Consider the following 23,730-nt stretch of genomic DNA (forward strand, 5'->3'; position numbering starts at 1 on the left):
TTGGTAATAAATAAAGCAATTTATCGTCGTTCTTCTGTTAATTCTTACCCCCTACACTCGAAAAACAGCGCAACCGCGTGATTGTGGAGAGTGTATCGATGAAACGGTTAATTCCAACCTTATTGTATGGCGCGCTGGCGGCCGCTTTTGGTGCGCAGGCTGCCACCCCGCAGGATACCTTGGTAGTGGTCAGTTCGTTGGAGGGCATTATCAGCCTCGATCCGGCGGAGAGCTTTGAAACCGTCAGTTCGGCCAATCTGGTCAACCTCTATCAGCGCCTGGTGGCGCCGGATCGCGCCGCGCCGCAAAAGCTGGCGCCGGACGCCGCAGGCAGTTGGCAAGCGGGCGCCGATGGCCGCAGCCTGACCTTTACCCTGAAACCGCAGCAGCGTTTCGCTTCCGGCAACCCGCTGCGGCCAGAAGATGTGATTTTTTCGCTGGTTCGCGCGGTGAAGCTGAACAAGGCGCCGTCGTTTATTCTCGGCGAGTTTGGCTGGACGCCGGATAACGTTGAGCAACAGCTGAAGAAGGTGGGAGATAACCAGGTGCAACTCAGTTGGCCCGCCAACATCGGCAGCGAGTTGGCGCTGCGGCTGCTGACGGCGAATGTGGCTTCGATCGTGGATGAAAAGCTGTTGAACGAGCACGCGCAGCAGGGGGACTACGGTAACGGCTGGCTGCGCAGCCATTCCGCCGGCGGCGGCCCGTATCGGGTGAACAACTATGTGCCGCATGAAGCGCTGCTGTTTGGCCGTAATGACTACGCTCCGTCGCCGGCAAGGTTGAAAACGGTGTTGTTCAAGAACGTCAGCGACGCCGGTACCCGCCGTTTGCTGTTGCTGAAAGGGGATGCCGACGTGGCCTACGATCTGGGGGCTGACCAGTTCGACTCACTGCGTAACGCGTCTGGCGTGCGCATCGAGCAGGCCGATGCGCCCCGGATCTATTACCTCGGTTTCAACACCGGCAGCAAAGACAATCCGGCGCTGGGCAATCCGGCGTTATGGCAGGCGGCGCGCTGGCTGGTCGATTATCAGAGCATCGCCGAGCAACTGCTGAAAGGGCAATATCGCGTGCATCAGGCCTTCTTGCCGCAGGGATTGGACGGGGCACTCGACGATCGGCCGTTTAAGCTCGACGTGGACAAAGCCAAACAGATCCTGCGCGATGCCGGCATCGCTGAAGGCACGCGCATCGATCTTATCGTCATCAACCAACCGCCGTATACCGACATCGCGCAGGCGCTGCAGGCCAGTTTTGCGCAGGCCGGGCTGCGGTTGGATATCCATCCGGTGGTAGAAAGCGATCTGTGGGGCAAGATGCGCGGCCGCGATTTTCAGGCGATCTTCACCTACTGGGGCGCCGACTACCTGGATCCGAACACCAACGCCAGCGCCTTTGCCTATAACGTGCCCGGTGGGCCGAAAACCCTGGCCTGGCGCACCCAGTGGAACATTCCCGCCATCAGCGCGGAAACGCGCGCCGCGGCTGCGGAAGGGAACAGCGCCGCGCGCAGCGCACGTTACGTCACGTTGCAACGGGAACTGCAGGCCAGTTCGCCGTATGTGGTGGCGCTGCAGGGGCAAACGCTGGTGGCATTGCGGGACAACGTCGAAGGTGCCCGGTTGGATATCGCCAACAGCATGCTGTATCTGGATCGGGTCAGCAAGTAGCGGGCCTGTCCGAGCTTTCTGTCGCACCAAAGGCCAACGGCGAGTGAAATTGCTGGCTATTGCTACCTCGGATCGCGAGATGTTGTGTCAGGGTGAAATAAAATGAAATTTCATAACGCGCTCATATGACGGTGATAGATTGGCACTGAAAGGCGGCGTTGTTGACGCCTTTCACCGCGGCCGTCCGCAATGATGCGGACACATCACGTCAGGAGATATTATGGACAATAACGAAAACGCTTCAGGAGCGCGCGCAGCAACCTTGATCGCCACCGGTGAGGTTGTTACGCCGGAACAGTTTTATCAGGACAGCGACGGAAGCAACTGGGGGCCGGCGATCAACAAAGCGGCGGCGGCGGCGCTGCAAGCCGGCGGTACGCTGTCCCTTGGGAAGCGGGTGTATACGGTCGCCGGACACGTACTCATTCAGACGACAACGGACATCTACGGCGGCATCGGTTTGCGGGTGGTCGGATTGGGACGGGCGACCAAAATTGTCAAGACTGCGGACAGCAGTTACAACAACGAACAGGGCGAAACGAAGAAAGCGGTGATCGTGGTGAAAGGCTTCGCCAATCTGACGCTGCACGGCTTGACGTTGCGGGATGATACCGGCGTAGACGACACTCACGGCGTGTGGTTCAGCGATCGCAATATGACGAAGTTTGATATTCGCGACATCTACACCAAGGTCGGCGGTTATTCGCTGTTTGTCTCGGGCGACATGTTCATTAACTGGCTGGTGAACGTGCAGATGGAGGCAAACGCCAATCGCCCGGGCGATGGGGTGCTGTGGATGGACAAGTCCGGCACCACCAATTTTATAGACGGCCTCTACGCCGCTCGCGCCAAGGGGACTGCGTTCAGAATTTCAGGGTTTTACTCTACTATCGGCTCGTTGGCTGCGGATGACTGCATCGGCGATATCTACTCGTTCAAAGATTTTAACGGCACGATCAATTCGTTGGGCTGCGAGAACCGCAACACGCAGCGCGCCGCCAATGTCAGCGTGTTGTCCACCAACTTTGCCCAGGGCACGATAGGCAATATCAATATCCAGGACGCGCAGAATGTGGAGAGCGGGAGCGTGTTGTGCCGATTCATCAACGAATCTCGTTGGGACATCGGTCAGTTGACTCTTTACAGCGGTTCGAAGACGCCGTTCCCGGCGGCGATCGCCGCCTGCAGCAACAATACCGAGGTAACCTTCAGTAACGTATACAACGGCGGCGTTCCGGTGGCCGGCAATAGCACCGTCGACGTTACGTCGTTTTTAAGCGGGGTCGAAGCGATGTACAGTCTGGGCGAGCGGGGAATTGCCCCTTCCGCCACCAGCAACCATTTGCCACGCAATATCTCGAAACAGCAATCGTGGACTTTTTTAGGCACCCTGACCGCGCCGGATCGGCAACCTACAACGCGCATTACTCTTCAACAGGGCGTAAGCACCAAGGTGCTGGCGTGCGATTTATATATCACGTTCGATCTGTCTTCGCAGGCGACCGCCTTTGTCGTCAATAAAGGCAGCTATAGCGCGAAAGGCGCCTTTATGTTGCGGCGCACCGGGCCGTTAAGCTGCGAAATATATTACCGCGTCGAGAAAGATTTCGGCTTTGGCAGTTATCAGGTGCAGACTACGCGCGGCAGCTACTGGCGGCCGGACGGCGTTTCATTGAGCTCGCCACCCGCCGATGCGTTGGAAATCCGCAGCGATGAGGTGTTATCCACCACCAGGCTCGCAGTGATCCAGCCACTGGCCAATCCGACAACGGCCAGCACTGCGGAAGTGGCCGGATTGCTCAATCGGCTGATCGAGACACTGAAGAACTAACCGAATAACGCCAGCGCGTTCTGGCCGGCGTCCATCAAGAGCAACAGCCAGCCGGCAGCCGCCAAGGCGATGCCGAAAGGTTGCCGCGTTCGCCAGGCGCGGCGGTTGCGGCGGCTGCGCGTCAATGCCATGCCTAATCCGAACATGGCCGCCAGACAGACCAGCAGCGGCAGCATCGTCCAACCGAGCCAGGCGCCCAGCGCCGCCAGCAGTTTGAAATCACCCTGGCCGATGCCGTTACGCCGCCGCACCTGCCGATAAAGCGCGTTGAGCAGCCACAACCCCCCGTAGCCGGCGGCGGCGCCGATAACCGCGTCGCCCAGCGTCGCCCAGCGAGCGTCAAGATTACACAGCATCCCGCCCCACAGCAGCGGCTGGGTTAACCGGTCCGGCAACCACCGGTGGCGCCAGTCTAGCCAGGCCAGGGCGATCAGCAGCGCCGCGGCCGGCGGCAACCACAGCCGGTGTGCTGCCGGCAGGTCGAAGGGCAGCGCCGTCAACGCCAAACCGAAGGCCGTCAGCAGCAGGCTACGGCGGCGCAATTTCGGTGGGCTGGCGCGCCCGGCCGCCGTTCGCTCCAACCGGGTGATGAGCGCGAAGGCGACCACACCTGCCGACAGCAGCGCGGTGAAAAACAGCGCGGGCCACAGTAAGGAAAGAAACATCGGGGCTCCATAAGTCGTGAAATAGATGTTTAAAATAACGGCAAAATGCGTATTTCATCGGGGTGAAATGCGGTGGGCTGTGAGGAATGCGCAGTTGTACGCATCGCCACTTCACGTATTGCAGAGTGAGGCAATGTCATGCGCGGAGGCGCGCAACAGCGGGTTGTTGCGCTTTTTATCGGCAAAATCGGTGCTGAAATGGTGTGAATTCACCTGGCGGCCGGAATGGATCGGTAAAGGGCGTAAGTGACGGCGTCACTGGAGAGTGATTGGGGTTTATCCTATTGTTTCTGTTCGTCAAGCCGTTAGGCTTTAAGGGAGAGGCGCTCCGGCCTGGACGGGGCGTAGGGTTTCCAGATCTGCCGCGGGAAAGGCGACAGCAAAGCAGTGGGTTGGCCTGCTCCAGGAGGGAGGGTGGCCAACGGTGCCATGAAAGACGAAATTCAGGCGGGACTCATCAAAACCAAAAAACGACGCTGGCACAGCCGCCAGGCGGTGTGGCTGGCCGGGGCGCTGGTGTGGCTGGCCGGCGCGGCGCCCGCCTGCGCCGAATCCCCGCCGGCGCCGGAGAGCGTTGTCTCTTCCGCACAGGCCGCCGCAGATCCGGCCGCGAATTTGCCCGAACTGGGCGGCGCGCCCGATGACGCCGCGCGCGAGAAGCAGTGGGCCGAGATGGCCAAGCAGTTCGGCGAAAAAGATCTGAATAACGTTTCCCGTCAGCAGATGCGCAGCCGCGCCGAGGATTATCTGCTGGGCCAGGCGACCGGCGCGCTGCAACAGCAGGCGCAGGAACTGTTGTCGCCGCTGGGCACCGCCCGATTATCGCTGAAGATGACCGGTGAGGGGGACTTTACCGGCAGCAACGGGCAGTTATTCAGCCCGCTGTACGACGTCGACGGATTGCTGACCTACAGCCAGATCGGCTGGCTGCAGCAAAGCGCCGGGGCGCTCGGTAATTTCGCGCTGGGGCAGCGCTGGATCGCCGGTGACTGGCTGCTGGGGTACAACACGGCGCTCGACAGCGATTTCGCCCGGCAGCGCAATCGCGGCAGCGTCGGCGCGGAGGCCTGGGGAGACTACCTGCGTTTCTCCACCAACTATTACTACCCGCTGTCGGCGCTGGCGCAACAGCCTGGCGATGGCGTGTTTTTCAGCCGCCCGGCGCGCGGTTACGACATTACGACGCAAGGCTATCTGCCGTTTTATCGCCAGATCGGCGGTTCGCTCAGCTATGAGCAGTATCTCGGCGATAATGTCGATCTGTTCGGCAGCGGCAAAAAACAAAACGATCCGCGCGCGATGCAGCTGGGGCTCAATTACACCCCGGTGCCGCTGGTGACGATGAAGGCGCTGCATAAGATTGGCGCGGGCGGGCAGAGCCAGGATCAGATCGAGCTGGCGCTGAGCTATCGGCTCGGGGTGCCGTTGGTGAAGCAGATTTCGCCGGAATATGTGGCGCAGGCCAAGTCGCTGCGCGGCAGCCGCTACGATCCTATCGAACGCAAGAACGTGCCGGTGCTGGAGTTCCGCCAGCGCAAAACGCTGCAGGTGTTCCTCGCTACGCCGCCGTGGAGCCTGCAGGCGGGGGAAACCGTGCCGCTGGTGCTGGAAATCAAGGCATTGAACGGGATTTCTCACGTCAGTTGGCAGGGGGATACGCAGGCGCTGAGCCTGACGCCGCCGCACAATGCCAACGATCCGCAGGGCTGGACGGCGATCGTGCCGCCGTGGGACGACGCGCCGGGCGCCGCCAACAGCTACCGGCTATCGGTCACGCTGGAGGACGATAAACAGCAGCGCGTGACGTCCAACTGGATAGAGCTGAAAGTGGCGCCGCCGCTGACGGCGACCGCCGGTGATGACGCGGGCCTGCCGCCGATCAAAACCCTGACGCCGCCGCCGATCCCGGCGCAAACCGGGCCGCTGTACGGCGGCGACTAACCGTTTTTGCCCTGCAGCACCCACACGGCGGCCTCGACGCGGGATTTTAGCTTCATCTTTTTCAGCAGGTGTTTGACGTGTACCTTGACGGTGCTTTCGGTGATGGTCAGGCGGCGGGCGATCAGCTTGTTCGGCAGCCCCTGGGCGATCAGCTTCAGAATATCCCGTTCGCGCGGCGTCAATTGCTGAATATCGCGATCGGCGCTGGGGCGGTTTTCCCGCAGGCTGGCGGCGAGGATCGGCGTCAGCGTTTCGCTGAGCACCATCTGCCCGGCCGCCGCCTGATGCAGCGCCTTCAGCAGATCCTCCGGCTCCATGTCTTTCAACAAATAACCGTCGGCGCCGCGTTTGAGTGCGCTGACGACGTCGTCTTCATGGTTGGACACGCTGAACACCACAACGCGCCCCGACAGGTCTGTCTGGCGCAGACGATCCAGCGTTTCCAGCCCGTTGATGCCGGGCATGTTGAGGTCGAGCAGGATCAGATCCGGATCGTGCTGCTCCGCCAGCGCGACCCCTTGCTCACCGTTGCTGGCTTCGGCGATGACCTGCAGGCGAGCGTCCATGCCAATCAGCTGTTTTACGCCGTTGCGCAGCATCGGGTGGTCGTCGATCAGTAAGATGGTGGCGGCGGTTTCTGTCGTCATGGTGTCTCCGTTAGTCGATGGCGTGGTTATCCGGCGTGAAGCTGACTCGCACCTCGGTGCCGCCGCCGCTGCGCGGTAAAATGTCGCAACGGCCGTGCAGGCTCTTGGCGCGATCGCGCATGATGATCAAGCCGTAATGGTCGGGGCGGGATGTTTCGGCCGGCAGGCCGCGTCCGTTGTCGCATACGCTCAGGGTCACTTCACCCCGTTTGTTGATGACCTGAATGCTCACCTCGCTGGCGGCGGCATGCTTAAGGATGTTGCTGAGCGCCTCGCGGGCGATCTGCAGCAGATGAATGGCCTGGTAGGCGGGCACCGTGCGCGGCCCCAGTTGGTAATCGAGGCTGATGTTCAGGCCCAGTTTGGGATTGAACTCCGCTACCGTCGATTGCAGCGCCGCCAGCAGGCCCGGTTCGGTCAGCTGCAGGCGGAAGGTGGTCAGCAGCTCGCGCAGCTGGCGATAGGCGCCGTTCAGCTCTTCGCGCATCTGCTGCACCAGCGTCTGGCTGGCGGACGAGAGCGTTTCGCCTTGCATCTGCAGGCAGGCGATCTGCATTTTCAGGCAGGAGAGCGATTGGGCGATGGAGTCGTGCAGCTCGCGGGCGATCGCCGCCCGTTCTTCCATCAGCATCAGCTGCTGCTGGTGGTCTACCTGACGTTCGATGGCCAGCACGCTGGTCAGTTGCTCCACCAGAGTGTTGACCAGCTGGCGGTGCTCATCGTTCAGCGGCTGTTGCGGCGCATGTTGCGCCACGATCACGCCGTAATCGCCAAGTTTGTCACTCAGGCTCCAGCTCAGCGACGGGTTGTCGGGATGCTGGCGGTCGCTGTCGTGCAGGCAGGCGCTGCACACCGGATTATGGCAATGCTCCGGCCGCAGCGGCTGGTTGCCGCTCAGCTGCAGCAGCGGCTCCCGGCTGTCGTTTTCATACAGCCGCACCTGAATGGCGCGCAGCGGCGTCAGGATTTGCAGTTGGTTGAGCAGCGGCGTCAGGCGGCTGCACAATGGCTCGCTGGCGTGCAGCAGGCGGCTGGCGCGATAGAGGAAGCTCAGCATCTGATTTTTTTGCTGCAGGTCCGCGGTCTTCTCGGCTACGCGCTGCTCCAGCCCGCTGTAGGTGGCCGACAGTTCGTCGGACATGGTGTTCAACGCGCCGCCGAGCGACGCCATTTCATCTTGATGGCCGCGCTGCGCGAAGCGGCGGCTAAAGTCGCCACGGCCCACCGCCAGCGCCATTTCCACCAGCTGCCGCCACGGATGCAGCAACCGGCGGCGCAGGTAACAGGTGGTGCCGATCAGCAGCAGCAGGGTCAGCGCGATAAAGCCGGCCTGCACCAGCGTCACCATCAGCAGGCGGCGCTCGGTTTGCCTGTCGATATCCGAGACCAGCTTATCCAACAGCTGCACGAAGTGCGCCACCTGCGGCGCGGCGTCGGCCGGGCGCTGTGCGCTACGCAGGCGAGGTTGCAGGGTCTGTTGCCAGTAGTCGCGCAAGGTGTCGAAAGGTTGCGTCAACCCTTCCTGCTCCACCGAACGCTGCAGGTCGGGGCTGTTTTCGTCGCGCTCCAGTTCGCGGATCAACGCTTCATGCCGTTCATCCAGCGGCACCTGCGCCAGCAGACGGTAGCTTTGCATACGCAGCGAGCCGGCCTTGTTGATGGCATGCGCGTTGCCCTGAATGCTTTGCGACATCCAGGCGGAAATCCCCATGCCGGCCACGCCCAGAATGCCCGACAGCAACATCAGCAGGGCGACCTGATTCACGATCGAAAGCGGGGCCAACAGGCGTTTCATAAGCGCGGGTTCCTGGCATTTGGCGCCGCTGAAGCTCAGGGGCGAGGGCGGCGACGGGGTAAACAAGTCACGATTCAGCCGTATTTTTGATTATCCCTGAGCATAACCCCATACCTCGAATGAAGTACCCATTAGTTTCCAGCGGGGCGGCGAAGCGGTGAGGATGACGAAGCGATTGATTGTAATTTATTGATTATAAATGATTTAATTTTTATCCGGAACGTACCCCTAAGGGGATGAAGGCGCTATTTGTGCCGCCAACTACTTGCATTCGGGTTGATATACATCAACTTTGCCGCCGGGGCCGCCCCCTAGGGTGTCGGAATAATCCCCCGTGTCTGAGGTTTTTATGTCGCAACTTGCAACGCCTTCATCAAAGAAAACCGGTGCGCTGATTCAGGATTGGCATCCTGAAGACAGCGCCTTTTGGCTGCAGCGCGGCCATCGCATCGCCACCCGCAACCTGTGGATTTCCATTCCCTGTCTGCTGCTGGCCTTCTGCGTCTGGATGCTGTTCAGCGCCGTGGCGGTCAACCTGAACAAGGTTGGCTTCAACTTTTCCACCGATCAACTGTTCCTGTTGACAGCGCTGCCGTCGGTCTCGGGTGCTATTTTACGCGTGCCGTATTCCTTCGTGATCCCGCTGTTTGGCGGCCGTCGCTGGACCGCTATCAGCACCTGCTTCCTGCTGGTGCCGTGCTTGTGGCTGGGATTCGCGGTGCAGGACAGCAGCACGCCGTACAGCGTGTTCGTCATCATTTCCCTGCTGTGCGGTTTTGCGGGCGCCAACTTTGCCTCCAGCATGGCCAATATCAGCTTCTTCTTCCCGAAAGCGCGTCAGGGCGGCGCGTTGGGTCTCAACGGCGGGTTGGGGAATCTGGGAGTCAGCGTCATGCAACTGGTCGCGCCGCTGGCGATCTCTTTCAGCCTGTTTGGTCTGTTTGGCGGCACGGCGCAAGATCAGGCAGAAGGGGGGCTGTTATGGCTGGAAAACGCCGCCTGGATCTGGGTACCGTTCCTGCTGGTTGCCACCTTGGCGGCCTGGTTCGGCATGAACGATCTGGCGGCGGCCAAGGCATCGCTGCGCCAGCAACTGCCAGTGCTCAAACGTGGGCATTTGTGGATGCTGAGTTTGTTGTACCTCGCGACCTTCGGTTCTTTCATCGGTTTCTCCGCCGGTTTCGCCATGCTGTCGAAGACGCAATTTCCGGAGGTCGTGATCCTGCATTACGCTTTCTTCGGGCCGTTCCTCGGGGCGCTGGCGCGGCCGGTCGGCGGCGCGCTGTCTGACCGTTTCGGCGGCGTGCGGGTGACGTTGATCAACTTTGTGGTGATGGCCGTGTTCGCCGCGCTGTTGTTCCTGACCTTGCCGACGGCGGGCGAGGGTGGTTCGTTCATCGCCTTCTACGGCATCTTTATGGTGCTGTTCCTCACGGCGGGGCTGGGCAGCGGGTCGACTTTCCAAATGATCGCCGTCATTTTCCGTAAAATCACTGTCGATCGCGTGAAAGCGGCCGGCGGCAGTGACGAGAGCGCACAGCGTGAAGCGGTGACGGACTCCGCCGCCGCATTGGGCTTTATCTCGGCGATCGGTGCCGCAGGCGGCTTCTTTATTCCCCAGGCATTCGGTACCTCGCTGGCGCTGACCGGCTCACCGGCGGGGGCAATGAAAGTATTCCTGGTGTTCTATATCTTGTGTGTGGTCATCACCTGGGCGGTGTATGGCCGCAAGAAAAAGGCCTGAGGATCAAACTGCTTTCTCAATCCCTCCCGCCAGGGGAGGGATATTTCTCTCATTCCGAGTCATCTCTCCTCACCTCCTCAGTGAAATTTTCTGTCTTTAGGTAAAATTCTCATCTTCGCTTGCCGTTTTTTTCTTTTTTTATAGCACTATCTCTCAATGTGAGAATGTTTTCGCCAAAACGGATTATATTATTTGCACGTTTTTTTCGTTTTATTGAGAGTATTCTTACATTAAGGCGTTAATGTCTTTTCGCAGATTAAATGAAATTTCCGGGAGGGCAAAGCATAATTAGTGCGATTGTTATAAAATCAGTAATAGGATTTTGTCTTAGATGCAGCATACGCCGAGCGGAATGTGTAACGGGGTTAAATCAGACAACTCTCATTCTGTTTTTTTCGGCTTTTTGTAGTCTATCTGACAATCAGATTAGGTGGGAAAACACCATGAATTCACGGATAAGAATGAAATTTCACAATTTCATTTGGTTAACAATCGAACAGTATGGTTAGTTTTTTCTTTTTAAATCAATGGGGTGTTCATTTGAATTTTACGGTAACCATGAAAGAAATCCATGTTGCCAACAGGGAAAAAGAGTCATTTGGATAAACGGAACATCCTTAATATGGCCTAATGTAAAAAATGAAATCAGAAAATTTTTATAAAGGCCAATATCCGATGAATGCAACCTGTTGAGTTTACATTTAATTTCTTGAACATTTTTTGATATTTCTATACAAAGTGTGCAGGACAGGCACGCTAAGGAAATTAAAAGTGAATCTTGATAAAAGAATAAAGATTAGGAATCTCGATGTTTTGACTCCTGCCGGGGAGAAACTTCGTCTGCGTTGGAAGGAGTATCAAATTCTTTCGCTGCTTGTCGCCAGATCGCCAGAACTGGTTACCCGAACGGAAATTATAGAAAATATCTGGAAAGGAACCTATTGTTCAGATTCAACGATAAATCAAACAATTAAATCTATTCGCCAAAAAATTAGCGACACGGAACACACGCTTATCAGAACCATTCCTCGTTTGGGTTACAAGGTGGAAAATCAAGCGGCTTTTCACTTTATATCCGAGGATGAAGACTACGCTGATGATGATATATTAAATGGCGGTGAAGATATTGGCGTTGATATTCAAGCGGAACTTTCTGAAAGTGAAAGTGAGTCGTCTGAAACAAACGATGAAAAAATAGATAAGCCGCATAAATCGACGCTGGTTGCTGCGCCTGTGGCAACGGTGGAGTCATCCAAAGAACCGGCGCGTGAAAAAAAGTCGGCGGCGGCGCGTCGCTTTTTCAGCATGCCCGCCAGCAGTGTAGTGAAATACCTGACGCTACTCGCCTCTTTGCTGGTTATTTCACATTTTTCATATGTGCTCGGCAACCAAACCCGCCCCCCGGTGATCAATGATATTCAGAACAACACGCGCGTGGTGTTGACGCTGACGCTGAATAACCCCCATACCAACAGCCCGCAAACGCTGGTCTGTCTGTATCAGGGAGAGAACATGGATCAAGCCACCATCGAATGTGTCGATCCTAAGCAAGGTCATCTGAAACTGCCGGTAAAATATGAGACCTCTTCGACGCCGGGCAAAGGTCGGATTAATCTTATATTGCCGAATAAAACCTTGCAATATCAAGTTGCTTACGATGTTAAAAATTAACGCTAAATGAGGTTTTATCTTTAGCGATAATTTTACATTTGATAAAATCTTTTATTTCATTATTTGTTATTTGAAAGCCAGGTTCGATTTGTCCAGTCTGGAAATCATTACCTAACGCGTATTAGCGTCCTGTCCCAATCGGGTGACGGGAATAATGATAACCTGCTGAGTGACAAATTATGGATAAGCGTAAAGTAGCTATTATCGGGGGTTCCGGTTTTATCGGAACACGCCTGGCTAAGCGTCTCAGTAAGCGCGATGATCTGACATTGGTCATCGTCGATAAGCAACCCAGTGCACATTTTCCATCCCTTTATCAGTATGGCGATGTGACGCAACCCCAGACCTTGCAAGAACCGCTGGCGGGCTGCGACGCCATCATTAATCTGGCGGCGGAGCATCAGGACAATGTCGATCCTATTTCGCTCTATTATCAGGTCAATGTCGAAGGCGCGCGCCATGTCTGCATGACCGCCTCCGCCCTGAATATCCGTCAAATCATTTTCACCTCCTCGGTCGCTGTTTACGGCTTCGTCAAACAGGAGACCGGCGAAGAAGGACGTTTCGAGCCTTTCAACCATTACGGCAAATCCAAGCTCGAGGCGGAATACGTTTATGAAGCCTGGCGCAAGGCCGATGAGGAAAATCGGTTGACTATCATCCGCCCAACGGTGGTATTCGGCGAAGGCAACCGTGGCAATGTGTATAACCTGTTCCGTCAGATCGCCAGCGGACGTTTCGTGATGATTGGCAGCGGCAATAATATGAAGTCGATGGCCTACGTTGAAAATATTGCCGCGCGGCTGGAATATGCACTGGATCAACAGTCAAGTTATCAGGTCAGCAACTACGTCGATAAACCGGACTTTACGATGAATCAATTGGTTGACGTAATTTCCTCTTCATTGGGGAGAGAAAATAAGACGATTCGCATTCCTTATGCCGTAGGCATATGCGGCGCAACCGCATTGGATGTTGTGAGTAAAATAAGTCGAAAGAAATTCCCAATCAGTCGTGTCAGAGTACAGAAATTCTGCGCCAGAACGCAGTTTAAAAGTAATGTGCAAAATAATTTCGTGGCGCCTGTTGAACTTGATTCGGCAATCGAAAGAACCATTAAACATGAGTTTTCTGATAGATAACTTAATCGCACGCTGACGTTATTTGATTATTCCGCCGACAAGCGGATAAATCTGTATTTTTCAGGATAAATTCATGCTGACTTATATCCTGGCAGGATCAATTTTGTTTTTGTTAATAGCGCATTGGGAGCTGTAACTCAAGGGCGGTAGCGTGCTTATTCGCTGGAGGAACGATGTTATATCAACTGAGCGTGATATTTGTGCTGGCGGTCGCGTGGATCCTTATTGCCCGCCGGGTCGCCTTGACGGTGGGATTAGTGGATAAGCCCAATGCGCGCAAGCAACATCTGGGACATATTCCGTTGGTCGGCGGCATCGCCGTTTACCTGACACTGATGCTGATGACGCTGTGGCAACCCGTCTGGCTGCCCGACAACACCGTCTACCTGCTGTGCATCACGGCGCTGGTGGTGTTGGGCGTACTGGATGACCGCTTTGATCTGCCCGTGGCGCCGCGCGTCATGGTGCAGGGAGGGATCGCGCTGGCGATGATGCTGGCGGCAGGGATGCAGCTTTCCTCATTGGGCCATGCCTGGGGCCATCAGGAAGTGATGCTCGGTTATGGCGCGTTGCTGCTCACGCCGCTGGCGGTATGGGGGGCGATCAACGCCTACAACATGGTGGATGGCATCGACGGGCAACTGGGCGCCTTGTCCTGCGTGACCTTTGTTGCGCTGGCCATCGTGTTCGGACTGGGTGGCCGGGAAGATCTGGCGCTGTGGTGCCTGGGCATGATCGTCGCGCTGGCGGCTTATCTGCTGTTCAACCTGAGCCTGTTCGGCGCGCGTAACAAAATCTTTATGGGGGACGCCGGCAGCATGGTGATCGGCTTCAGCGTGCTGTGGCTGGTGTTGCTGGCGACGCAGGGGCAGCAGGCGGTAATGCGCCCGGTCACCGCGCTGTGGCTGATCGCCATTCCGCTGATGGACATGGTGACCGTGATGGTGCGCCGCCTGTTGCGCCGCCAAAGCCCCTTCAAAGCGGGCCGCGATCATTTGCACCATATTCTGATGCGTCGCGGGCTCAATGCGCGTCAGGCACTGGCGATGAGCACCATGCTGGCGGTGACGCTGGCCTGCATCGGCATTTGCAGTGAAGTGTTGCAACTGCAGGAAAGCCTGATGCTGGTGGCGTTTCTGTTCTGTTTTTGCGGTTATTTCGCCATGTTGCGCGAACCGCGTCAGGCGACGATGCTCAGCGATAATCCAACCGTCGGGCGTTAATCCTCTCACGGGCTGCGGCAGCAGCCCGTTTATCACGGTACTTCCATGAATTTTCATTTGCCTCTTTTGATGCCGTTGGCCTTCACCTCCGCGTTGTTGAGCGGTTGTACGGTGGTTCCCGGCTCACATTTATCGACCAGCGGAAAAGCCATCGTCGTGCAACAAGACGACGATTTCGATTTGAATAGCCAGGTACAGGTTTATCGCATGTCACCGATGCTGCTGCAGAAAATGCGGCGCGTTGAACCGGTCGCCCAGCCGAATCCGGCACTGGATCAGCGGTTGCAGAGCTACCAATACCGTATCGGCGTCGGCGACGTGTTGAACGTCACCGTCTGGGATCACCCCGAGTTGACCACGCCGGCCGGGCAATATCGCAGCGCCAGCGACACCGGTAACTGGGTGCATGCGGATGGCACGATCTTTTACCCCTATATCGGGCGCGTGGCGGTAGTGGGTAAAACCGTCACCGAAGTGCGCAGCCTGATCGCCGGCCGTCTGGCGCAGTATGTGGAAAGCCCGCAGGTGGATGTCAGCATCGCCGCGTTCCGTTCGCAGAAGGCTTATGTGACCGGTGAGGTGAAAACCTCCGGTCAGCAGGCGATCACCAACGTGCCGCTGACCATTCTGGATGCGATCAACGCCGCCGGCGGCCTGACGGACAATGCCGACTGGCGCAACGTGGTGCTGACCCATCAGGGCAAAGAGCGGGCCATCTCGCTGCAGGCGCTGATGCAGCGTGGCGACATCAGCCAGAACGAGCTGCTGCAGCCGGGCGACATCCTCTACATTCCGCGCAATGACAACTTGAAAGTGTTCGTGATGGGCGAGGTGGGCAAGCAAGCGACGCTGAAGATGGATCGCAGCGGCATGACCCTGACCGAAGCCCTCGGATCTTCCGAAGGGATCAGCCAGACGGTGGCGGATGCGACCGGGGTGTTCGTGATCCGGCCGAGCGGCGGCAATCCCCCGCAGCGGCTGGCGACGCTGTATCAGTTCGATCTCTCCGACGCCAGCGCGCTGGCGATGGGCGCTGAATTTCAGCTGCACCCTTACGACGTCGTGTACGTCACCGCGGCGCCGGTCGCGCGCTGGAACCGTTTGATCAGCCAGCTGGTGCCGACCATCAGCAGTTTTAACGATCTCAGCGAGGCTACCTTGCGCGTGCGCAACTGGTAACTCAGCAGGGTGAATAAGGAACAGAAGATGAAAAATAATGCGCTGTCCGTGATGGTGGCCGAACAAGATGAAAAGCTGGAGTGGGAGCGTCTGGTAGGGCCGCTGTGGGATAACCGCTGGCGGATCGCCGTCGTGACCGGCGTGGTCGGTGCGCTGGGCGTCGCCTACGCTCTGTTGGCTACCCCGGTGTACCAGGCCACGGCGGTGGTGCAGGTGGAGAATCAGCTGTCCGGCGATTCGCTGCTGCGTGAAACGCTGGACAGTTCGCTGGGGCAAAATGCGGCGACGCAGGATGAGGTGACGCTGGTCAAGTCGCGCTACGTGCTCGGCAAAACGGTGGATGCCCTCGGCCTGACGGTGCGCGTCGAACCGGACTATTTCCCGGTATTCGGTAAAGGCTTTGCCCGACTGAGCGGTGAAAAGGCGCCGGTATTGGACATCGCCACGCTGACAACGCCGGCGGACATGCAGGGCGAAGCGCTGACGCTGACGGTGCGCGATGGGCAACATTACGAGCTGAGCCATGACGGCGCCAAATTGTTCAGCGGCGTGGTTGGGCAACCGGTGGCGCAGGGCGAGTGGGGCATGACCGTTTCGGCGCTGGACGCGGCGCCGGGCACCAGTTTCACCGTGGTTAAAGTCGCGCGTCAAGAAGCGGTGGACGATCTGCGTAAATACCTGGGCGTAGTGCCGAGCGGCAAAGACAGCGGCATCATGACGTTTACGCTGCCGAGCGAAGATCCGCAGCGTGCCGAGGCGGTGCTGAAGAACATCACCGATAACTACCTGCAGCAGAACGTGGATCGCAAAACGGAAGAGGCGCAGCGGATGCTGGCCTTCCTGCAGGAGCAGTTGCCGCAAACGCAAACCTCGCTCAACAACGCCGAAACCCAGCTCAACCAGTTCCGCCAGCAAAACGACTCGGTGGATCTGTCGCTGGAAGCCAAGTCGGTGCTGGACACGCAGGTACAGCTCGAAGCCCAGCTCAACGAGCTGACCTTCAAAGAGGCGGAGATTTCCAAGCTTTATACCCGCGTGCACCCGGCTTACCGGGCGCTGATGGAAAAGCGCGCCACGCTGGAGGCGGAAAAGGCGCGGCTCGGCAAACAGGTACAGACGCTGCCGAAAATGCAGCAGGAGATCCTGCGCCTCACCCGCGACGTGCAGGTGGATCAGCAGGTTTACATGCAACTGATGAACAAACAGCAGGAGCTGAGCATCAGCAAGGCCGGCACGGTGGGTAATATTCGCATCGTTGACGAGGCGGAAACCGCTATCCGACCGATTCAGCCGCAAAAGATGCTCATCGTGTTGTTGGCGTTGATATTGGGCGCTGCAGGCACCGCGGCCGTGGTGCTGCTGCGTACGGCCTTCCATCGCGGCATCAATGATATCGATACGCTGGAGAAGCGAGGCATCAACGTCTACGCCACCGTGCCGCTGTCGCCATGGCAGGCGAAACGCAATCGCGAACAACGCCTGCTGTTGCCCAAATCCGGCGGTCGTCGCCTGCCGATCCTGGCGGTGGCCGAGCCGGCGGATCTGTCGGTGGAGGCCATTCGCAGCCTGCGCACCAGCCTGCATTTCGCTATGCTGGAGGCCAAAAACAACATTTTGATGGTCTCCGGTGCCAGCCCGGAAAGCGGCAAGAGTTTTACCAGCACCAACCTGGCGGTGGTGGTGGCGCAGGCCGGGCAGCGGGTGCTGTTGATCGACGCGGATATGCGTAAAGGATTTTTGCATCGTTGGCTATCGGACGACGCTCATCAAGGGCTGTCCGACATGCTGGTGGGCAAAGTGACGACGGAACAGGCGGTGCGGAAAACCGCCATTGCCAATCTGGATTTCGTACCGCGTGGCCAGGTGCCGCCGAACCCGTCCGAGCTGCTGATGCATCGCCGTTTCGCCGATTTCCTGCGCTGGGCCGGGCAAAACTACGATCTGGTGCTGATTGATACGCCACCGATTCTGGCGGTGACGGACGCGGCCATCGTCGGCAATCACGCCGGTACGTCACTGTTGGTGGTGCGTTTTGAGGTGAACACCGTCAAGCAGATCGAAACCAGCATGCGCCGTTTCGAACAAAATGGCGTGGCGATCAGAGGCGTAATCCTCAACGGCATCGTGAAGAGGGCGGCGACCGACATGAGCTATTACAACTTCGCCTATCCAAGCCATCGGGAAGATCACCGGCAGGCAGAGGAATAAGCGGGTGAAGGCCATTATCACCAACGCCCTGTGGCTGATGCTGGAACGCGTTTCGCTCAGCCTGTCCGGCATCTTCGTCTCCATTTACGTTGCGCGCTATCTGGGGCCCGCCCAGTTTGGCGCTCTCAACTATCTATTGGCGACGATCGCCATCGTGGTGCCGCTGGTGCAGCTGGGCGCCGACAGCATCATTTTCAACCGCGTCGCCCGCCGCCAGCCGAGCGGCATTCGCCTGATGTTGGCTTCGATGCGTTTGCGCCGCCGGCTGTTCCTGGTGGTGGCGCTGCCGATGCTGATATGGAGCTATTTCAGCCAGCCGCCAGCCAGTCAACTGATGACGCTGTTGCTGCTTATCAGCGCCTATTTCTCGATTCAGGACGTGTACAAAATTTATTACGATGCCCGCCTGCAGTCGAAACGCAATACGCTGATCAACAACCTGGCGCTGCTGCTGTCGATCGGGCTGCGGCTGGCGCTGGTGAGCGTTGCGCTGCCGCTGGTGTGGTTCGCGGTACCCTACATCCTCAGCAGCGCCGTACCTTATCTGGCGCGCCTCTGGCTATTCCGTGGGGAAGCTGCGGCCACGCCGCGGGTTACGCCGCGCCAGGCCAGGCGCTATGGCCGTTATTTGCTGAAAGTGGGCCTGCCGTTGGCCATCTCCAGTCTGGCGATAGTGATTTATACCCGCATCGATCAAATCATGCTGGGCAATCTGGTCGGCGAGCAGGCGGTGGGCTGGTTCAGCGCCGCTACCACCCTCAGTCAGGGGTGGGTTTTTGTGCCGATGGCACTGATCACCTCGTTGATGCCGGGTATTGCCAACTGTCGCGATCCGTTGGAGCAGGAGTACCGCATCCGGGTGCTGTATCTGGTGGTATTGGGCCTGTCGTTGCCGGTGCTGCTGGGGCTGTGGTGGTTCGCCCACCCGGCTATTGCGCTGCTGTATGGCGCCGCTTTTCAACCGGCCGCCGACATCCTGGCTATTTGTACGCTGACCTCGCTGTTCTCAGTGATGGGGACGGTTTCGTACCGCAGCATCGTGCTGTTCGCCGGTTATCGCTTTATCGCCATCAAGATGCCGTTGGTGGCTCTGATGAACGTGGCGATGAATCTGCTGCTGATCCCGCGGTACGGCCTGACCGGCGCTGCGGTGTCTACGCTACTGGCGGAATTCATTTCATTCTTCGTTCTGAACAGTTTATTCCGTGGCGGGAAAATTACCCGACTGCAGCTGACCTGTTTTTACTGCCTGCCGCGTCTTGTCAGCAAATTAAGGAGAGAGCATGTTAAACACCCTGGTTAAAAGCATTTCCAAGCGCCTGCCCGATGCCTGGCACCATCAGGTTAAATACGCGCTCTATTTCAAAAAACTGCCGCACCTGTCAAAACCGACCGGCTTCAGCGAAAAGATCATGCGCCGCAAAATTTATCCGCGCAGCATCTACACCACCTTGTCGGACAAATACAAGGTCCGTGAATTTATTGCCGGCCTGTGGGGCGAAGAGTATCTGGTGGAGCTGTATGCGCATGGCACGGAACTCAGCTACGACACGTTCAGGCAGTTGCCCGACGCCTTCGTGCTGAAGGCCAACCATGGCAGCGGCTATAACCGGTTGGTGTTCGACAAGCAACAGGTTAGCTACGCGGAATTGTACGATCTCAGCAGTTCGTGGATGCGCAGCAACTTTTACGAGCAGAGTCGCGAAAAGCATTATCTGGACATCGAACCCTGCATCATGGTGGAACGCATGTTGCTGGATGGTGAGCAGGTGCCGAACGATATCAAGTTTCATTGTTTCAACGACAACCATGAAATTCGCATGTTCATCCAGGTGGATTACCAGCGTTTCGGCACCCATCGGCGCGACATTTTTGATATCGACTGGAACCGCACCGAAATCCGCATCAGCTTGCCGAATGCCGACGAACCGATGCCGCGGCCTACGCGGCTGGAAGAAATGACGCGCTTGGCTCGCCAGGTTGCGCAGCAGTTCTCTTATGTCCGCGTGGATTTCTACCAGGTCGGTGAGAAGGTCTATTTCGGTGAATTGACGTTTACGCCTGGTGCGGGGTTAAGCAAGCTTAAGCCGGAAAACATCGAGCAGGAATGGGGCAGTTATTTTACTGAGTAAACGCTTATGCAGAGAGTCGCCTCCAATTTTCACATGCATGCCAATGTCGGTTATAATCAGTCGCGGGATTTGGTCAATCAATCAATCATATTGACCTTCCTGTTGATCTTTTTCGTGAAAACTTTCCTGACCTCGGGATCGTTCAACAGCGAGCTGATTAATAAAACCGTGACGGGGCTTAATGCCCTAATGTTGCTCTATGTCGGCTATGCATTTTTCATCGCTACGATGGCGGAAAAAGCGGTTGCGGGTTTTTTGGTTCTGCTGTTTCTGGTTAATATCGCCACCGGACATGGTGATTACCTTTTTGGCGCGGTATTCAGCTCGGCGGTGATAATTTTATTCCGCCGCATCGAGATGGTGCGCGGCGCTGAAATGTTCGCTATCGCTTTTGTGGTTGCCGGGCTGTTGATGGTTATCCCCTATACCTTTTACACCGAGGGATTTGTTTATCTTGATGAGCGCTATGGCAACAGATTAACGCTGGGTTTCGATAACCCGAACACCTTGGCGTATTATTCTTTTGCCTTGTTCGCCATGCTGCTGTGCCTGATCGACCATGCAAAATTAACGCGTGGAATGAAAAATATCGCCTCACTGGGGGTGTCGGCGTTAATTATCCCGGTGCTGATGTATTCCTATTCCCGCACCTGTTTTATGTTGGCGCTGTTGATGTTGTTGCTGTTTTGGCTGGCGCCGCTGCTGCGTTTTACCCCCAATAGAAAAGTCTGCATTGCGCTGACGTTGGCTATCATAGGCTTTCAGTTCGCCAGCGTTATACGCTGGGGGAACAATCCGGCATTGGACGCGCTGTTGAACCAGGCGTTGACCGGGCGCATCTGGTTCTCCTGGCAGATGTTTCAGGCGGTGGGGCTACCCAATCCGCTGTTCGGCATGAATATCGAACCCTATAAGCCGGTCGATTTTTTCTTCATCGCCATGTTTTATTCGGCTGGTGGGATAGCCTCTGTTGTCATGCTTTTTTGTTATTTTCACCTGTTGGGGAATATGCGCAGGCTGAGTCGATTCATGCGCTGGGTGGTGGTGGTTTTCCTGCTAACAACTTTTACGGAAACCTATTTTTTGGTCCCGGTATTTAACGTGTCGTTATTGCTGCTTTGCCGTGGAAAAGAAATGATAAATTCTAAGTTGGAGGGTTAAGAAATGGATTTCTCGATCGTGATCCCTATTTATAATAGTGCGCGTTACCTGCCTAAAACTCTGAAGCGGATTTTCAACGCTTGCCAAGGGTTCGACTATCAGGTGATTTTGGTTGATGATTGCTCTGACGAGGATGATATCAAATATATTCGCCAGATAGCGGCGACTAATGGCAACGTGATGCTGCATGAGAAAAAACAAAAGAGCAATGCGGCGGTATCGCGCAACCTGGGCGCCAATTTAGCGCAATCGGAGATCGTGTTTTTTCTCGATTCGGATGATTACTTCACTACCAACTATATTATTCGCCGCATGAAGAAGCATGAAGATCGCCATATTGATATTATCTTCGGTAATTATGCAGAGGTGAGTGGTGATTCGGTACGCGACTTCAATTTCCACTACAAATCCGGTTCTTCCGGTGAGGATTTTCTTTTTCTGGAAATGGGTGATATTCGGTCATCCACCATCAGCATGCGTAAAAAAAGCGATCGCCGCTTTTTATTTCCCGAGTTTCTCAACAAACATCAGGATTGGGGCTTTCTGGTCAACGCCACCAATTTGGGCGCGCAAGTGGCGCATGACGCCGGCGGCGGGGTGTTTCTCGACGTGGGGCGCTACGGACGCATGACGGCGAAGCTTAATCTGGAGGCCAGCGACCGCTTCATCAATACCTTCCTCAGCCCCAGCGATCGCCATATCAGCGGATTCGCCTGCAAGCACCTGCTGGCCTCGCTGTATTCGGAAAACGCCCAGGCGTTCAACTATTATTCGTCGCGCATCGTGCGGCACAGCCTGAGCGGCAAGTTCAAGATGATCAAATGGTATGGCGATTGTCTGACGCGGCTGGGGTTGTTCTCGGTTGGCGGCCGGCTGTTGCGCAATGTGCGCCAGGGATTCAGGAGATGATATGCAAGCACGCAAGGTAATCATCGTCATCGAAAATATGGCGGGCAAGGGCGGCACTGAACGGGTCGCCAGCGGTTTGGCCAATGCGCTGGCGCGTCTGCCGAATTACGAGGTGGCGGTGTTTTCGCTGTGTGGCGAACGGAGCTTCTTTCCGCTGGCGAGCAACGTCCGGTTACGCTGTGGCGGCGGCGATTCGCTGTTCTGGCCATGGCGGCTGGCGTTGGCTCTGCGGCGTGAACGCGCGGATGTGATCATTACCGTTTCCATGGGAAAACTGTCGGTGGTGATGACGCCTTTTCTACGTTTGTTCTGTGCCCGCAGCCGGCTGTTATTGAGCGAACACGTCAGCTTTCACCAGTATCCGCGCGTATTTAAATGGTTGAAGTTGTTGGTTTACCGCTTGAGCGATCGCGTGATTTTCCTGACGCGGCAAGATAGCGACGCCATCGCTCGCTGGGTGGGCGCCGGGAAATGCCGGGTGATCGAGAACGTTTCGCCGTTCGGCGCACAGGCGCCGACGCCGGCGCTGCAGGAAAAGGTGGCGCTGGCGGTGGGGCGGTTGAGCAATCAGAAAGGCTTCGATCGTCTGATCGCGCTGTGGCGAGGGGTGGCGGCGCAGATGCCGGATTGGCGGCTGTTGATTATTGGCGACGGCCTTGAGCGCGACGCACTGCGGCGGCAGATTGAAGGCGCCGGGCTGGAGCAGCAGGTGAGCCTGCTGCCGGCCACCGCCGACGTGGCGGCCTATTATCGCCAGGCCAGTTTGTACGTGATGACGTCGCGCTATGAGGGGTTGCCGATGGTGCTGATCGAAGCCATGAGTTTCGGCCTGCCGCTGGTGGCCTACGACTGCAAGACCGGCCCGGCCGAGCTGATAGACAACGGCGTCAACGGCTATCTGGTGCCCGATGACGATGCCGCCGCCTTCAGCGAAGGCGTGCTCGAACTGATGCGCGATCCGGCTCTGCGCGAGCGCTTTTCTGTCGCTGCGCTTGATAAGTCTCGCCGTTTTTCTCCCGAACGTATTTATCCCCAGTGGCAACAGCTCATTGAGTGAGGACCGAATGGAAAAGATATCCGTGATAATGCCCGCCTACAACGCGGCAAACTCAATCAAAGAATCGATTCTTGGTGTGCTGAACCAGCAATTTACCGACTATCACCTGTATGTGATCGATGATGCGTCCACCGACAACACCGCCGAGGTGGTGCGGCCGTTTATCCACGATCGCCTCACCTATATACGCAATGAGCATAACCAGGGCGTGGCGGAAACGCGCAACATCGGCATTGAGGCGGCGAGCGGGGATTATATCGCTTTCTGCGACAGTGATGACGTATGGCTCCCCAACAAGCTGTCGCGCCAGGCGAGCATTTTGCAAACCCGCCGCTATGACGTGGTGTGTTCCCATTATTACACCTTCGAAGACGATCTGAAGTTGATCAAAAACACCCGTGGTGCGGATGAGCTTATCGGCTATCAGGACATGTTGAAAAGCAACTGGATCGGCAATCTCACCGGCATCTATAACCAGAAGCGCATCGGTAAGGTGTATCAGCAAAAAGTGGGGCATGAGGACTATTTGATGTGGCTGGCGGTGCTGCAGAAGGCGCGTAACGGCCTGGCCTACTGCATTCCCGAACCGCTGGCCTGTTACCGATTGTCTACTCATTCGCTGTCGGGCAACAAAATCCGCGCTGCGGACTGGCAATGGCGGATTTACCGTCAGCATTTGGGGCTGTCGTACCAGAAATCCTGCTATTTGTTCGCCACCTATCTGTTCAATGCCGTGGTGAAAAGGAAATGAC

At 56.9% G+C, this 23,730-nt stretch carries 18 protein-coding genes; 15 read left to right on the forward strand and 3 right to left on the reverse strand.

Annotation, left to right across the window (positions count from 1 at the left end; translation table 11 throughout):
- The first annotated feature begins 98 nt into the window (after positions 1 to 98).
- Both AC2CGQ_RS05120 and AC2CGQ_RS05125 read left to right on the forward strand, forming a co-directional pair.
- Complete coding sequence (locus tag AC2CGQ_RS05120) at positions 99 to 1,673, forward strand: ABC transporter substrate-binding protein (RefSeq protein WP_004934699.1); 1,575 nt, start codon at positions 99 to 101, stop codon at positions 1,671 to 1,673.
- A 220-nt stretch (positions 1,674 to 1,893) separates the two neighbouring features.
- Positions 1,894 to 3,504, forward strand: a complete 1,611-nt coding sequence (locus tag AC2CGQ_RS05125) for a hypothetical protein (protein WP_484593506.1) — start codon at positions 1,894 to 1,896, stop codon at positions 3,502 to 3,504.
- Here the strand turns inward: AC2CGQ_RS05125 and AC2CGQ_RS05130 are convergent.
- A complete protein-coding gene (locus AC2CGQ_RS05130; RefSeq protein ID WP_350982348.1) occupies positions 3,501 to 4,169 on the reverse strand; it encodes a prepilin peptidase in 669 nt (222 codons plus the stop codon). The genes AC2CGQ_RS05125 and AC2CGQ_RS05130 overlap by 4 nt on opposite strands.
- A 429-nt stretch (positions 4,170 to 4,598) precedes the next feature.
- Between AC2CGQ_RS05130 and AC2CGQ_RS05135 the strand changes: the two genes are divergently transcribed.
- Positions 4,599 to 6,110 (forward strand): YchO/YchP family invasin, encoded by a 1,512-nt coding sequence (locus tag AC2CGQ_RS05135; RefSeq protein ID WP_015378207.1) that lies wholly within the window; start codon positions 4,599 to 4,601, stop codon positions 6,108 to 6,110.
- Here the strand turns inward: AC2CGQ_RS05135 and narL are convergent.
- Together narL and narX are read right to left on the reverse strand one after the other, a co-directional pair.
- Positions 6,107 to 6,757: a two-component system response regulator NarL gene (gene narL / locus AC2CGQ_RS05140; RefSeq protein ID WP_004934684.1), complete on the reverse strand. Its 651-nt coding sequence runs from the start codon at positions 6,755 to 6,757 to the stop codon at positions 6,107 to 6,109. The genes AC2CGQ_RS05135 and narL overlap by 4 nt on opposite strands.
- 10 nt (positions 6,758 to 6,767) lie before the next feature.
- Positions 6,768 to 8,552, reverse strand: a complete 1,785-nt coding sequence (narX, locus tag AC2CGQ_RS05145) for a nitrate/nitrite two-component system sensor histidine kinase NarX (protein WP_350982352.1) — start codon at positions 8,550 to 8,552, stop codon at positions 6,768 to 6,770.
- Positions 8,553 to 8,901: 349 nt separating this feature from the next.
- Here narX and AC2CGQ_RS05150 point away from each other — a divergent pair, with 349 nt between their 5' ends.
- The 12 genes from AC2CGQ_RS05150 to AC2CGQ_RS05205 all read left to right on the forward strand — a co-directional run bounded on the left by AC2CGQ_RS05150 (position 8,902) and on the right by AC2CGQ_RS05205 (position 23,729).
- Positions 8,902 to 10,296 carry a NarK family nitrate/nitrite MFS transporter gene (locus AC2CGQ_RS05150; RefSeq protein WP_015378205.1) on the forward strand — a complete coding sequence of 465 codons (1,395 nt, stop codon included), beginning with the start codon at positions 8,902 to 8,904 and terminating at the stop codon, positions 10,294 to 10,296.
- Between the two features lie 771 nt (positions 10,297 to 11,067).
- On the forward strand, positions 11,068 to 11,967 hold the full coding sequence (locus AC2CGQ_RS05155; protein WP_041922254.1) for a winged helix-turn-helix domain-containing protein: 900 nt from the start codon (positions 11,068 to 11,070) through the stop codon (positions 11,965 to 11,967).
- A 179-nt stretch (positions 11,968 to 12,146) separates the two neighbouring features.
- Positions 12,147 to 13,109: an NAD-dependent epimerase/dehydratase family protein gene (locus AC2CGQ_RS05160; RefSeq protein ID WP_031299729.1), complete on the forward strand. Its 963-nt coding sequence runs from the start codon at positions 12,147 to 12,149 to the stop codon at positions 13,107 to 13,109.
- A gap of 173 nt (positions 13,110 to 13,282) precedes the next feature.
- Complete coding sequence (gene wecA, locus AC2CGQ_RS05165) at positions 13,283 to 14,332, forward strand: UDP-N-acetylglucosamine--undecaprenyl-phosphate N-acetylglucosaminephosphotransferase (protein ID WP_015378202.1); 1,050 nt, start codon at positions 13,283 to 13,285, stop codon at positions 14,330 to 14,332.
- A 45-nt stretch (positions 14,333 to 14,377) separates the two neighbouring features.
- The gene (locus AC2CGQ_RS05170; RefSeq protein ID WP_031299728.1) at positions 14,378 to 15,511 is read left to right on the forward strand and encodes a polysaccharide export protein; all 1,134 of its coding nucleotides are present in this window, start codon (positions 14,378 to 14,380) and stop codon (positions 15,509 to 15,511) included.
- A 27-nt stretch (positions 15,512 to 15,538) separates the two neighbouring features.
- Positions 15,539 to 17,719, forward strand: a complete 2,181-nt coding sequence (locus AC2CGQ_RS05175; RefSeq protein ID WP_015378200.1) for a polysaccharide biosynthesis tyrosine autokinase — start codon at positions 15,539 to 15,541, stop codon at positions 17,717 to 17,719.
- A 4-nt stretch (positions 17,720 to 17,723) separates the two neighbouring features.
- Positions 17,724 to 19,022 carry a flippase gene (locus tag AC2CGQ_RS05180; protein ID WP_044031032.1) on the forward strand — a complete coding sequence of 433 codons (1,299 nt, stop codon included), beginning with the start codon at positions 17,724 to 17,726 and terminating at the stop codon, positions 19,020 to 19,022.
- On the forward strand, positions 19,003 to 19,851 hold the full coding sequence (locus tag AC2CGQ_RS05185) for an ATP-grasp fold amidoligase family protein (RefSeq protein WP_015378198.1): 849 nt from the start codon (positions 19,003 to 19,005) through the stop codon (positions 19,849 to 19,851). Before AC2CGQ_RS05180 ends, AC2CGQ_RS05185 begins: the two co-directional genes overlap by 20 nt.
- Before the next feature lie 6 nt (positions 19,852 to 19,857).
- Entirely contained in the window at positions 19,858 to 21,012 is a 1,155-nt protein-coding gene (locus tag AC2CGQ_RS05190; RefSeq protein ID WP_015378197.1) for a hypothetical protein, read from the forward strand.
- A 3-nt stretch (positions 21,013 to 21,015) separates the two neighbouring features.
- Positions 21,016 to 21,921, forward strand: a complete 906-nt coding sequence (locus AC2CGQ_RS05195; protein WP_484593507.1) for a glycosyltransferase family 2 protein — start codon at positions 21,016 to 21,018, stop codon at positions 21,919 to 21,921.
- Position 21,922: 1 nt separating this feature from the next.
- Positions 21,923 to 22,978, forward strand: a complete 1,056-nt coding sequence (locus tag AC2CGQ_RS05200; RefSeq protein ID WP_076740743.1) for a glycosyltransferase family 4 protein — start codon at positions 21,923 to 21,925, stop codon at positions 22,976 to 22,978.
- A 7-nt stretch (positions 22,979 to 22,985) separates the two neighbouring features.
- Entirely contained in the window at positions 22,986 to 23,729 is a 744-nt protein-coding gene (locus tag AC2CGQ_RS05205; protein ID WP_015378195.1) for a glycosyltransferase family 2 protein, read from the forward strand.
- Position 23,730: the final 1 nt, after the last annotated feature.

The organism is Serratia sp. DFXYC6 (assembly GCF_057196085.1).